The organism is Microcoleus sp. B3-D2, from assembly GCF_036705345.1.
Classification (GTDB): Bacteria; Cyanobacteriota; Cyanobacteriia; order Cyanobacteriales; family Microcoleaceae; genus Microcoleus.
This window is the reverse complement of the sequence record NZ_JAUBUG010000039.1, coordinates 1-13432: the sequence shown is the minus strand read 5'-3', so window position 1 is coordinate 13432 and position 13432 is coordinate 1. Positions and strand designations below refer to the sequence as shown.

The following is a 13432-nucleotide window of genomic DNA, read 5'->3' as shown; positions in this document are numbered from 1 at the left end:
TTAAATGTCAGGGCTTATGACTATTACTCGCGTCTCTGTAGATTCAGCAGGCAATCAGGCGATCGGCTTCTCCTTCCGTCCCTCCATCTCAGCCGACGGGCGGTTTGTAACGTTTGGATCTTTGGCGTCCAACCTCGTGCCGGGGGATACTAACAGTACCGACGACAGCTTCGTGCGCGACTTGTTAACCAATACCACCACCCGCGTCTCTGTAGATTCAGCAGGCAATCAGGCGAACAACAATTTTTTCGGCGTCGCCTCCATCTCAGCCGACGGGCGGTTTGTCGCGTTTTCATCTTTGGCGTCCAACCTCGTGCCGGGGGACACTAACAATCGCAGCGACATCTTCGTGCGCGACTTGTTAACCAATACCACCACCCGCGTCTCTGTAGACTCAGCAGGCAATCAGGGGAACGACGGCTCCTCCATTGGCTCCTTTTTTCCATCCATCTCAGCCGACGGGCGGTTTGTGGCGTTTTCATCTGATGCCTCCAACCTCGTGCCGGGGGACACTAACAGTACCGACGACATCTTCGTGCGCGACTTGTCAACCAACACCACCACCCGCGTCTCTGTAGATTCAGCAGGCAATCAGGGGATCGGCGAGTCTTCCGACGCCTCCATCTCAGCCGACGGGCGGTTTGTGGCATTTTCATCTTTTGTCCGCAACCTCGTGCCGGGGGATACTAACGCTAGCCGCGACATCTTCGTGCGCGACTTGTTAACCAATACCACCACCCGCGTCTCTGTAGATTCAGCAGGCAATCAGGGGAACGACGGCTCCTCCAACCCCTCCATCTCCGCCGACGGGCGGTTTGTAGCGTTTGAATCTGACGCATCCAACCTCGTGCCCGGGGACACTAACAATGACCGCGACATCTTCGTCCGCGACTTGTCAACCAACACCACCACCCGCCTCTCTGTTTCAGGGACAGGCAATCAGGGAAACGGTTATTCCACCCTCCCCTCCATCTCCGCCGACGGGCGGTTTGTAGCATTTTCGTCTGATGCCCCCGACCTAGTGCCGGGAGATACTAACGCTAGTCGCGACATCTTCGTTTCTGACACCGGTAACACTCCAGGCGGCACCAATAACTCTCCAAACGTCCTCAACGGCACGAACGGCAACGACAACCTGACAGGCACGAACGGCAGCGATAATATCAGCGGTTTAGACGGCGATGACGCACTCACCGGCAGACAAGGTAACGATATCGTTATCGGGGGCGGTGGCAGCGACAACCTATCTGGCGGCAAAGGTTTTGACACTCTCAACGGCGGTTTGGGCAACGATAATCTAGTCGGCGGCGCGGGCAACGATGTATTTGTTTTAGGTGCAGGGTTGGGAGTTGATACATTCTCTGATTTCACCAACTCTCAAGATACCATTCAATTAATCAATGGCTTGACTTTCGGACAGCTATCAATTTCCCCTGGAACTAACGGCACATTAATTAGAGTAGCCAGCAGCGGTGAAGTTTTAGCTTCTTTGACAGGCGTTGCTCCGAACCTCATCGGCTCTGAAGATTTCATCTAGGTCGAGAGATGGATGGTAAACTGGTCATTTGTTAAATCACTTTTACTCAGAGGGACATCATGATTAAACTTGGCAAACAATCACTCGCATTAATAGGCACATTTCTTGCAGTTTTGCAACCAGCATTTACCGCTCATTCACAAGAAAGCAACAGCGAATTTAGCAAACTTCAATCCTTATTAGAAGCCAAAAAATGGTACGAAGCCGATCAAGAAACAGTCTCTCTGATCCGCAACAACTCCGCCAATCTGTCTTGTCCGAACCTCCGCGCGATCGATGGGATGTGGATGCGATCGAGCAATGGCAAATATGGATTGACTCCGCAGTTAGAGATTTGGCAGAAAGTCGGCGGTTCTAACTGTCGAACTTGCGAAGGTCAAATTAAAGAATTTAGCAAGCAAGTAGGATGGAACATGAGCTCTCAAGTAAGTCCTATACCAGGGGAGTTTCCAGCCCAGTATCCAACTGTTGCTTCATTAAGTTGGCAAAGTTATGTTGACAGCGATAAAAGCATAACTAGGTACAGTCTTTTTGCGGGCGCGCAGACATGGCAAGCGTGGAGAGTTACAGAATTTAACCTGTTTTCTACTTTTGCCAATTGCGGCAAGTAACAGTTGTAGGACGGGCAATGCCCAGACTTCCACGTCGGAGTCGGGATGGGATTTCTCGATCGCCTCGACTCTTCAATCTAAAATCTAAAATAGTAGGACTATGGCATTCGCCAAATCTTAATAGTGCGATCGGGACTGCCGCTCACAAAAGTCTTGCTATCTCTGGCAATACCAACAGAACTCACAAACTGACTGTGACCCGAAAGACTGCTTCTTTCTTTTCCTGTCTTCAAATCCCAAACTATAATATCTCCGCCCCCGCTAATCAAAGTGCGGCTGTCCGGGCTAAAGGCGATCGTCCTCACCGAGCTCGAATGCCCTTTAAAAGTGCGGGTGCGCTTCCCGTCTTGCACGTTCGACAATACGATCCGTTTGTCGGTGCTAGCACTAGCCACAATTTGCCCGTTCGGGCTAAAAGCCACAGCAGTAACCGGGCCCCCGTGACCTGTGATAATTCTTCTGACTTCTCCGGTACCGAGATTCCACAAACGCACAGTCTTGTCCTGGCTGCCGCTAGCCAGAGTTTTACCGTCCCGGCTCACAGCGATCGCGTTTACTCCTCCGGCGTGGCCGCTCAAAGTCCGCAACCTGCTGCCGGTTCTGACATTCCACAAGCGAATAGTTTTGTCATCGCTGCCGCTAGCGAGAGTTTGACCGTCCCTGCTAAAAGCGATGGCGTTGACGGAGGCTTTGTGAGCCGGAATCGTCCGCATCCGTCGCCCCGTCTTCAAATCCCAGAGAATCACATTCTTGTCGCCGCCGCCGCTGGCCAAAATCGAGCTGTCGGGGCTCACCGCCAGCGTCTTGACCGATTCTTTAGAATGCACCGAATTGAGAGTCCGCACTAGGCGTCCCGTCCTCACATTCCAAATTCTAATCGTCCCAAAGCTTGCGCTCACCAAAGTTTGACCGTCAGGCGACAGGGCGATCGCATTTACACCCCCCACATTATCCAAACTTCTTTGCAAAAAATGAGTGGTAGGTAAAGTAGAAAGCAGCCACACCGGGTTTGCCGGAAACACCCCGTAACGCAGCGAACCGTAAATTTGAGACGCGCCAATACCCAGCATCAAAACAGCCGTGCCCGCCAGCAACTTCTTTTTCCAATCAAAAACATCTTTCTCGGTCTTGTTCAATCCCGAATTCAGAGGTCTGAGGCGGTTTACAGAAGTCTGCTTCTTCGCCTCAGGCGTCCCGGAAGTTGCGCGAAGTTTAGTTTGCCCCGTCGTCGGCAACTGAGTAGGCAACTGACTTTCCGCGCCGTCGAGATTAATTTCCTCCAAGCACTGCAAAACCATCTGCGGGCTTTGAGGTCGATTTCCCGGAAAAGGCGCCATCAGATAATCGATTACATTAGCCACGGCGTCGGAAACCTGAGGAGCTCCTTTGCGCCACATTAATCTGCCCGTGCGCGGGTTCTCTGGAAACGCAGTCGGTGGCTTTCCAGTCAGCAAATAAACAAAAGTGCGGCCCAGAGCAAAAAAATCTGACTGCGGAACAGCCTTGCCATTAGTTTGTTCCGGCGGCGTGTAGCCCGGGGAAACAATACCAGTCACATTTTGCCCCTGACCGACCTTAGCGAAATAAGTCGCCGACACTTCCCGAGCAGTCCCGAAGTCAATCAGCACTAACTGCCCGTTTGGCTTGCACATAATATTGTGCGGCTTGATATCCCGATGGAAATAGTTGAGGCGGTGAACTTGGTCTAAAATTTCCGACAGTTGTTTGAGCCAGTTCACAGCTTGTTCTTGACTGATGGGGCGGCCCCGGTGTTTCAGCCAGTCTTGCAAATTGGCCCCAGCAATTTTCTCCATCACCAGACAGTGAAAAGACTCTGTGCTGTGAGCGGGCGTAAATGTAAAATAACCGTCGCGATCGACTTTTGGAATACCTGGATGTCTGAGCCTGACCAATACGTCGGCTTCTTGCTTAAACAGTTCTACAGCTTTGGGATGTTCTTTGAGCAGGACTTTGAGCACTCTTCGGGCGCCGTTATCGTCCACTTCAAATGTTCTGCCAAAGCCGCCGCCTCCGAGAGGCGCGACTAGCCGATATCGACCTTGCAACAAAAGTTCAGACCCGCAGTGGATACACACGGATTTGCCAGAGTTGGCTGGATCGGAGGGATTCGGGCATTTGGGATTGAGGCAATAACTCACAGAAGCCACATAACCCTGATTGAGGTTGCTCTATCAAGTTTTACTTGGACACTGCTCTACAAAACTTGGCTAAACTTATTTAAGCTTCACCATTCAACTAGAAGTGTTTTCTAGAGGGTCTGATTCCTGTTTCTGCCAAGAGAGTCGGCTCTTACTTGTCCACAGGCGTAAATTCGGGTGGAGCAGCACCCTATTTTTGAAGTCTGTACAACTATTTATTATTGTGGAAGCTTTTAGCCATTGTTTAACCATTATTTTCAACCAATTTAACGAATCGTGGTATCCCGTTCGACCTTTTTATAGGCTGGTCAGTTTTAAATCGACCGTCGTTTACTCTTCCTGAAAATTTTTCCTGCATATTTTGGGCATTATTCTGAGAATGTTGCACAAAACTGCGCCTCTGTCAATATGCTTGTCATCAGCAGCTCTGAGGAAGTTTAATCAAGTATTAAGCGATTAGATTAACCTCTGTGCACTCTTGGTGAGTGAGATTTTTGATTCAGCTTGGGTTACTTGCCTTGACAAGATTACTCAAGCCGCATTAGAGGTGTCTTCTCTAAAATCGTTAATTCCGGTATGGCATACCGTATTTGATTAGTCCTCTTTATCTAGTTCGGTTTTTGTTCAAATACGAGTTTTCCTAGACGGCAACACCGTGTTTGTGAAACGACGTACTCAACAATAAGAGTACGAGGTTTTACTTTGTCTAGTTAGACTCAATTTTCAACTTATGACGATCGTAGCACACCTAGTAAAAGACTCATGAGCACCCTTGATTGAAATCTTGCAGCGTCTCTGAAGTCAAGGGAGGCTTGAGTCTCGCTTGACTTCAGCATCCCGTGTTTTTGTATAACCTGTGGCACTGCGCTCTAACGATCGGGTTGATGCCAAAGGTTTTGTTGTTTGTCACAGCCGATCGAGGTCACAAATCCCTGATGACAGCACATAATGTACAAACAGACCAGAACTAATAACGAGAGAGCAGCTACATTTCAATTGTACGATCGCAACCACCACTCTCGAAGAAAGAAGTGAGAGTAGGGGAGTGGGGGAGTGAGGGAGTGAAAAAATCTGTCTTCTTCCTTCTTCCCTCTTCCCTCTTCCCTCTTCCTTCAGCAGAAGAAAGCGTTTTAAACAAGTCCCTCAATTACCGGATGGAAGTAGAACGCCAGCGCCAAAACCGTATAAGCTGCCAACAGCAAAGTACCTTCGAGCCAGTTAGAGTTGCCGTCAGAACTGATAGAATTGGCGATCAGCACCGACACCGCAACCGCTACAAGTTCAAACGGGTTGAAATTCAAGTCCATCGGTTTGCCCAAGACAAAACCTGCCAAAACCAAGACCGGCGCAACAAACAAAGCAATTTGCAAACTCGAACCCACGGCCACAGAAACCGACAAATCCATTTTATTTTTCATCGCCACCGTCACCGCCGTCGTATGTTCGGCTGCATTGCCAATAATCGGCACTAAAATCACCCCGGTAAACAGTGATGTCAGCCCCAAACGCGCCGTCGCTTCTTCGAGAGTACCCACCAACAGTTCCGACTCGACAGCTACCATCAGGGTACAGGCCAACAGCACCCCAATCCACAGCGGCAGATTGACTTTGTGGTCAGGGCTGTCTGGTGCTAAGTTACTTTCGGCTAATTCTTCAAGCATTTCTATTTCTGCCACGCCTGCATCGTACAGATAACTGTGGGTTTTCATCGAAAACAGCAGCGTCAGCACGTAGACGAGAATCAGGACTATAGCAACAGCGCTAGAGAGGTTCTGCATAGTTTGCGGAGGGATGCCCGTAGAGGTGGCATTAACTGCAGTCGGCACCAAAATGGCAATCACGGCTAAGTTCATCGCTGAAGCGTTCAACCGGGCGACTATCGGCTGAAATTCTTGTTCTTTGTAGCGCAAGCCACCCAGCAGCATCGCAAATCCCATCACCAGCAGCAGGTTGCTCATAATTGAACCGGTAATGCTGGCCTTGACAACATCTATTAGTCCGGCGTTGAGGGCGACGATGCCGATAATCAGTTCCGTGGCATTTCCGAAGGTAGCGTTCAGCAAACCCCCCAAGTTGGCACCGAGGACAACGGCGATTTCTTCGGTGGCTGTGCCCATCCAGGCGGCTAGGGGGACGATGGCTAAAGCCGAGGTGATAAAGATTGTGGAGGATTCCCAGCCGAGAAAGTGTCCGGCGATGGAAACTGGGATAAATAACAGCAGGCTGGAAATAATTGTATTTGTGTTTAGCATTTAGATTCTCAAAAGCTGCCAACCGTCAATCATAGCCTGTGACCAAATGAAAAAAAGGGCGAGGGCGAGGGATTTGGGTGTTGGCTTAAAGCTGGGGGTGGGCGATCCTCTTCGAGGGCTTCGCTAACGAGCGATCGCTGCATTGCCGCTTTCACGGATGTGACAAACTAAGAGAGCGATTTGTTTAGCCGATCGGTTCAATGGATTTTTGTATTCGATTAGCTTCCTTAGAAGACATTCCTAAGCTGACAACTTTAATTCCTGATTCTGCTAGAGCTTTGCAAGCAGGCTACTACACTTCAGAGCAGATTGAAGGCGCACTGGGCACAGTTTTTGGGGTTGATACTCAACTGATTCAAGACCAAACATACTTTGTTGCTGAGAACAATCACCAAATTGTTGGTTGCGGTGGTTGGAGTAAGCGTAAAACGCTTTATGGAGGTGATTCAGGCAAAAATAATCCAGAAGACAGCCTCCTCAACCCAGACAGCGACTCGGCAAAAATTCGTGCATTCTTTGTTCATCCAGCATGGGCACGTCGAGGAATTGGAAGTCAGATTATGCGAGTATGTGAAATGGCTGCTGAGCGTGCTGGATTTAAGGAAGTTGAGATGATTGCGACGCTGGCGGGAGAGCCATTTTACACAAAATTTGACTATCAGGTGATTGAGCGGTTTGAAATTTCTCTCCCAAACAGTCAGTTCCTCCCCGTTGTCCGTATGTTTAAGAGCTTTGAACCCAGCCCGTAAAATATGAGGCATAATAAAATCTGTTTCGGTTAAATCCGATGGTAAATCAATGAGATGACAAAAAAAGCCAATAATTATCAGCCATGTCAATAAAAGTAGATTTTTTCAAAGTAGAAGTCGTCCCGCACGATCCAAATTGGCGCAGCGCCTTTGAAACTGAGTCTAAACTGATTGCACTTGCACTTAGGGACAATGTGGTTGCTATACATCACATTGGTAGCACAGCCATTCCACAAATTTATGCAAAGCCGATTATCGATATGTTAGTTGAGGTTAAAGATATTATAAAACTCGATACACAGAGTTCAGCACTTGAGGCATTAGGTTATGAAGCAATGGGTGAGTTTGGGATATCCGGTCGTCGTTATTTTCGCAAGGGTAATGAAGCAGGGATTAGAACACACCAAATTCACGGGTTTGAAGTGAACTCAGCGCAGATAGAGCGCCATTTAGCGTTTCGAGATTATATGATTTCCCATCCTGAGGACGCGCAGCAATACAGCGAACTAAAGAGAAAACTTGCCCAAAAATACCCTGATAATATTCAAGGGTACATGGACGGAAAAGATGGTTTCATTAAAGCAATGGATCTGAAAGCGGCTAATACCAATTTTTTATGAGGCCCCGTAGAATCCGATCCCCCCTAGCCCCCCGCGTCCGGGGGGGGACAAGAGTCCGATCTTTCGTCCCCCGACTATCAGGGAGATGCGAGGGGGATCGAGATATGTGCAACTTCACATTAAATTGGTATTAGAGACTACTAAATAATTATAAAAAATGCAAATGTCCTGACAAAGAATTAGCACAACATTTTTCTTTAAATAAAAAGATAATTAAATCTAGATTGTCTGATTTGGCAGAGTCGGGTTTTCCTATCCATTTGACTAATACTGCTGTGAGTCAGGTGGAAGAAGTGACACGGAACCAGACAACGGGATCAACTACTTATGATTCTAAGGGTAGAGAAAGGGTGAATACAGCCCCTTGACCGGGTTTACTACTGGCTGTAATACTGCCTCCATGCGCTTCAATAATGCGTCTGGCAATCGCTAGACCCAGACCAACCCCATTCTTACTAGAGCGGCTCGTGGTGTAAAACTGTTCAAAAATGCGAGGTAAATCGGTTTCAGGAATGCCGCTTCCCTGGTCTCGAATTGAAATCAGAGCCTGTTGCTTGTTGCCAGAGGCAGCAATGAAAATACGAGCATTGGGGGTAGAGTACTTAATCGCATTGTCTAAGAGATTCAAAAAAGCCTGTAATAAGCGTTCCGAATCGCCCATAATCCGAAGGTCAGCAACATCAACTTCTACAGTCACGTTTTTAGCCTGCATACGAACTTCCATTGCTCTAATCGCACGGCTGATGACACTTTCTAAGGCAATGGCTTGGATTTCTAATAGCGTGACACCCGCTTCTAAGCGTCCTAAATCAAGCAAATCGTGAATTAAGCCCGAAAGTCGCTTCGTCTCCTCTTTGATGGTTTGAAAGAAGCGATCGCGCAACTCCGGCTCATCCACAGCGCCACGCTCCAGCGCATCAATGGTGACCTGAACATTACTCACAGGGGTCCGCAGTTCATGGGAAACATTCGCTAGGAAGGCTCTGCGTTCGTTGTCCAATGATTTCAACCGTTCACTCATACGATTCAGTTCCGTTGCGAGTTGGTCTAGTTCATTGCTTTGACGAATCACGAGTTTGTCATCAAACTGTCCTCTACCCACGCGAATCGCAAAGTTTCGCATCACCTCAATGGGTTTAGAGAGACTCCGGGCTAATCGATTGCTGACCAAGGTACAGAGAAGAATGGTAATGCCAAGGGCGGCTAAAATTGTCCAGATCACCCTTACAAACTGTTTCTGAAACTGTTCTAAAGTAATCGAGATGCGTAATATCCCCAACATCTGACCGTTGCGAGTCATCGGTTTGACAATATAGAGGCGATCTTCCCTTGATAAAACCCCTTTAGTAACGCCCTGCACCGAATGACCGTCTAGTGCTTCTGAAACGCCAGATATCAGCAGCCAATTGGTGATTTGTCGATCTGTTCGAGGGTCAGAGGTGGCTAACAGCGAACCTTGGGCATCAAAGACACGGAGTGTGATATTGGCGGGTGCCCCATAGCGCCGGACAATGATCTGCACCCGTTGCATATCTTTTTCTTGGAGGGCATCTGCAACGCTCTCGCTCAGTGCTGTTGCCCAGTTTTCTAAATCTGTCTGACGAGACTGCATGAAAAAGGCATAAAACGTCCATAGGATGTAACCAGACATAAGCGAGGTTCCTAAGACGATCAGGATCAGGTAGGTAGCCAAGAGCTTCGTGTGGATTGAATTCCACCGAAGAGATGCTAACCATCTGCTCGTAAAGGAGTCTTGGGCAAAAAGTTTCATCGGCTCAAACATGGCTGGGATAAATGGTGTATCCGTTGCAAGCGATCCTAACCTAGCGCCATTGGTCATGGATTGAGCCAACCGAGCTATCAAACCCTTGAAGGATGCCTTAATCGCTTTTAAGTAGATTCCGCATGATGGCGGCGCAGCAAAGCTTTAATCCGTGCGAGCAATTCCTGCGTATTGAAGGGTTTGGTCACATAATCATCTGCCCCTGCCTCTAAGCCCAACACTTTATCCATATCTTGGTCTTTAGCCGTTAGCATCAGTATAGGCACATTAGAAAAAGCCCGGATACGCCAACACACTTCCATCCCATCAACTTCTGGCATCATCAGATCGAGCAGAATGATATCGGGTACTTGCTTGTGGAATTGTTTGATCGCGCTGTGTCCATCTGGTGCTGTAGTGACCTCATAGCCTTCCTTTCTCAGTGAGTAAGCAAGGCTTTCACAGAGTGGGGCTTCGTCGTCTACCAACAAAAGATGCGGCATTAGTATAAATAGTTACATTTCATATGGAGTATCTCAAAGGCCGGATTAACCGACATCTACCTTGAGAGGTAAATCTTCTTGGTTCCGCTCAGGTTTTGCTGCTTACAAATACTAGGCAGCAAAACGATGGACAGTTACGAGCGGTTATACCAATTTAATGTGAAGTTGCACATATCTCGATCCCCCTCGCATCTCCCTGATAGTAGGGGAACGAAAGATCAGACTCTTGTCCCCCCCCGGACGCGGGGGGCTAGGGGGGATCGGATTCTACGGGGCCTCATAAAAAATTGGTATAAGTGGCGATCGTCTCATTAAATTTATGATATTGGAAGTGGCAATTATTGATTTTAAGCCTAATATGACGGGAGCAAGATAACATATGATTGATATCGGTCTCACACACATCGCACTGCCCGTTTCCGATGTCGATCGCAGTATTGAATTCTACTCCAAGTATGCTGGAATGCAGGTCGTTCACCGCCGCATTGATGCAGAAACTGGTGTTGCTGTGGTCTGGCTTTCCGATCGCACTCGCCCTTTTGTAATTGTGCTAATTCAAACAGACTCCGTACATCCCGTGTTGTCTCCCTTTGCACACCTCGGAGTAGGTTGCAAAAGCCGCGAATATATGGACGAACTCTGCGACAAAGCACGTCAAGAAGGCGTACTGCTTGAGGAACCAAAAGATTCTGGATATCCGATCGGCTACTGGGCTTTTTTGCGAGACCCGGACGGTCACACGCTGGAACTATCATACGGGCAAGAAATCGGATTTACAGTGGAGAAAGCTACTTAAAGTTATAATAAACAAATAGCCCTCCAAACCCGATCGTTTCTCATCTGGAAATAGACTGGAGAATCAAATGACCGCAGCAATCATCGCACCACCCAGAAAAGAATCACCCCTTCTGTTTGAGGGACTCACTTGGAGAGAGTTCAAAGCAGTTGAGCAATTGTTAGACCGTCCAGGATATCGACTTTCTTTCCTGGATGGAATTCTGGAGATACGACGAATGCCTGGAGAACCCCACGAAACCGTTAAGAAGAGAATTGCCGCATTGGTGGAACTGTACCTGCTGATGGCGGGGTTTGACTTTACTCCAACTGGCTCAATGACGCTAGAAAGTGAAGGGGTAGCCGTTAAGCGAGAGGCGGATGAATCTTATAAACTTGCCCCTGGTCGTAAGCTACCCGATTTGGCGATCGAGGTCGTGTTTTCCAGTGGTGGCATCAACCAACTGGAGGCATACAAGCGGCTGAAGATAAAGGAAGTGTGGTTCTGGGAAGATGGATTGTTAGAGGTTTATCACCTCCGGGGAGAGGACAATACACTTTATTATGAAAAGGTTTCCAGTAGTGAGGAGGTGAAAGGGATCGATTTGGATTTGTTGTTGCGTTGCATCAATATGGTGAATCATGTTGATGCAGTTAAGACTTTTCAACAGGCACTCCAGAAATAGCTGGAAATAGGGGATTTCGCCTCCTTTTACCACCTTTTTTGACATCTCAATATCCGCAAAAAGCAATGGGGAAGGGCAATGATGCAAGTTGTAATTGTGGGATCGGGGCCAACTGGTGCGGCACTTGCCTTACTGCTGGTCAAACGAGGTATTGCCGTAACCTTGGTTGAGGCTGCAAAAGATTCCTACCGAGTGTTTCGCGGTGAAGCGTTAATGCCCAGCGGATTGGATGCGATCGCCCAAATGGGTTTATCCACTATGCTCGAAGGTGTTCCACACCGACAAATTGATGCCTGGGAGTTCATTGTGGGCGATCGGCAGTTATTTCGAGTTGATGAGCCAATGGGGTCAAATCGACCTTGTACACTGGTATCGCAACCGCCTTTGCTAGAAACACTAATTTCAGAAGCTCAGTTGCATCCAGAGTTTGAATTTATCCCAGGTGTTCCCGTAAAAGATTTACTGTACAGCAACGATCGCATTGCGGGTGTAAAGCTAGGAGATGGGCGAGAGATTCCTGCTGCACTTGTGATTGGTACAGATGGTAGAAACTCGGTTGTACGACAGCGTGCAGAATTAGAGTTAGTAAAACAGCAGAATAGTATAGATGTTCTGTGGTTTAAACTTGCCGCTCATCCTCGGTTTGTGGCGGATAATGTATTTTATTCCATCCTGAATGGCGGTAGCGGATTTAGTGTCTTTCATGGGGCAGAATCAGGAAAACTTCATCTGGCTTGGGTGCTATCTGCCGATGACAAAACCGATTGGAAACACACAGACTGGGCAGAAACTTTCGCATCGCGATCGCCTGCGTGGATGGCAGAACATTTCCGCAACTGTGCCGATACGATCGAATCTCCGATGCGATTATCTGTTGTGGTTGGTCGCTGTCCGCGCTGGCATCGACCAGGAATCATACTTTTGGGGGATGCGGCACATCCCATGTCTCCGGTTCGCGCTCAAGGAATTAACATGGCTTTGCGCGATGTAATTGTTGCCGCCAATCACCTTGTACCTTTATTGAAAGCAGGGGCTAATTACGAGGATATTGACTTAGCATTATCGCGGATTCAGGCAGAACGGGAACCCGAAATTATTCGCGCCCAACAACTTCAAGCACAAGAAGCCGGGAAAGGCGAACAACTGCGAAAAAATCGATTATTGCGTTTATTGATGATGCAAACGGCTCCGTTTTTGGGTGAAAAAATTAAACAATTTTGGGTAAAAAAACAGTATGAATTGCGCCAAGGAGTAACAGAGGTAAAATTGGTTGTGTAAGGAACTCCATAGCTAAAGCTAGAGCATCGGTTCAGTATGCGGTCTTGACAAAACAGACTGGAAATGATATGTGAATTGAGAAGCCTGTTAAATTCTCACAATCAGGAAGAAGAAAGAAATCTTATGCGTCCTCCCTTATGGCATCCTCCAATTGAACTCTCAGAAAGAGAAGCGTTGATTATCAAACGCATTAAACGAGCCAAGTTATTCACGTTTCTTCGACTGAACCGTTCATTCATATTTAATGATGAGTTTCAAAAACAACTGGCTACAATTTTTAAAGACAGCACAGTGGGTCAGAGTCCAGTTCCTCCTGCACAACTTGCCTTGGCAATTATTCTACAAGCATATTTGGGTATTTCTGATGATGAAGTGATTGAAGAAATGGTGATGGATCAACGATGGCAGTTAGTTCTTGATTGTCTTACAGCGTATCCCAGGTTTATGAGGTACACTAATATTTAATGTAGAAATAATAGTCCCAATGAAATCTTACTCAAT

At 47.7% G+C, this 13432-nt stretch carries 11 protein-coding genes and 1 pseudogene; 8 read left to right on the top strand and 4 right to left on the bottom strand.

Annotated features, from left to right (window positions below; translation table 11 throughout):
- The first annotated feature begins 16 nt into the window (after positions 1-16).
- Entirely contained in the window at positions 17-1537 is a 1521-nt protein-coding gene (locus QUB14_RS15985; protein ID WP_333217937.1) for a calcium-binding protein, read from the top strand.
- Positions 1538-1596: 59 nt separating this feature from the next.
- A complete protein-coding gene (locus QUB14_RS15980) occupies positions 1597-2148 on the top strand; it encodes a GUN4 domain-containing protein (protein WP_333217938.1) in 552 nt (183 codons plus the stop codon).
- 98 nt (positions 2149-2246) lie between these two features.
- On the opposite strand, the gene QUB14_RS15975 is transcribed toward QUB14_RS15980, so the two are convergent.
- Complete coding sequence (locus tag QUB14_RS15975; RefSeq protein ID WP_333217940.1) at positions 2247-4316, bottom strand: serine/threonine-protein kinase; 2070 nt, start codon at positions 4314-4316, stop codon at positions 2247-2249.
- Positions 4317-5437: 1121 nt separating this feature from the next.
- Positions 5438-6559 carry a calcium/proton exchanger gene (gene cax, locus QUB14_RS15970; protein WP_190659801.1) on the bottom strand — a complete coding sequence of 374 codons (1122 nt, stop codon included), beginning with the start codon at positions 6557-6559 and terminating at the stop codon, positions 5438-5440.
- A gap of 200 nt (positions 6560-6759) precedes the next feature.
- Here cax and QUB14_RS15965 point away from each other — a divergent pair, with 200 nt between their 5' ends.
- Positions 6760-7308, top strand: a complete 549-nt coding sequence (locus QUB14_RS15965; protein ID WP_333217942.1) for a GNAT family N-acetyltransferase — start codon at positions 6760-6762, stop codon at positions 7306-7308.
- Positions 7309-7391: 83 nt separating this feature from the next.
- Entirely contained in the window at positions 7392-7928 is a 537-nt protein-coding gene (locus QUB14_RS15960) for a GrpB family protein (protein WP_333217944.1), read from the top strand.
- Positions 7929-8253: 325 nt separating this feature from the next.
- Here QUB14_RS15960 and QUB14_RS15955 read toward each other — a convergent pair whose 3' ends face one another.
- Complete coding sequence (locus tag QUB14_RS15955) at positions 8254-9579, bottom strand: ATP-binding protein (RefSeq protein ID WP_333217945.1); 1326 nt, start codon at positions 9577-9579, stop codon at positions 8254-8256.
- A gap of 239 nt (positions 9580-9818) precedes the next feature.
- A complete protein-coding gene (locus QUB14_RS15950) occupies positions 9819-10193 on the bottom strand; it encodes a response regulator (RefSeq protein ID WP_190659809.1) in 375 nt (124 codons plus the stop codon).
- 379 nt (positions 10194-10572) lie between these two features.
- Here QUB14_RS15950 and QUB14_RS15945 point away from each other — a divergent pair, with 379 nt between their 5' ends.
- The 4 genes and pseudogenes from QUB14_RS15945 to QUB14_RS15930 form a co-directional block, all read left to right on the top strand.
- The gene (locus tag QUB14_RS15945) at positions 10573-10989 is read left to right on the top strand and encodes a VOC family protein (protein ID WP_333217947.1); all 417 of its coding nucleotides are present in this window, start codon (positions 10573-10575) and stop codon (positions 10987-10989) included.
- Positions 10990-11056: 67 nt separating this feature from the next.
- Positions 11057-11653: a Uma2 family endonuclease gene (locus tag QUB14_RS15940; protein ID WP_333217948.1), complete on the top strand. Its 597-nt coding sequence runs from the start codon at positions 11057-11059 to the stop codon at positions 11651-11653.
- 78 nt (positions 11654-11731) lie between these two features.
- Entirely contained in the window at positions 11732-12931 is a 1200-nt protein-coding gene (locus QUB14_RS15935; RefSeq protein WP_333217950.1) for an FAD-dependent monooxygenase, read from the top strand.
- A gap of 123 nt (positions 12932-13054) precedes the next feature.
- Positions 13055-13357, top strand: a pseudogene (locus QUB14_RS15930) (transposase); the annotation flags it as partial.
- Positions 13358-13432: the final 75 nt, after the last annotated feature.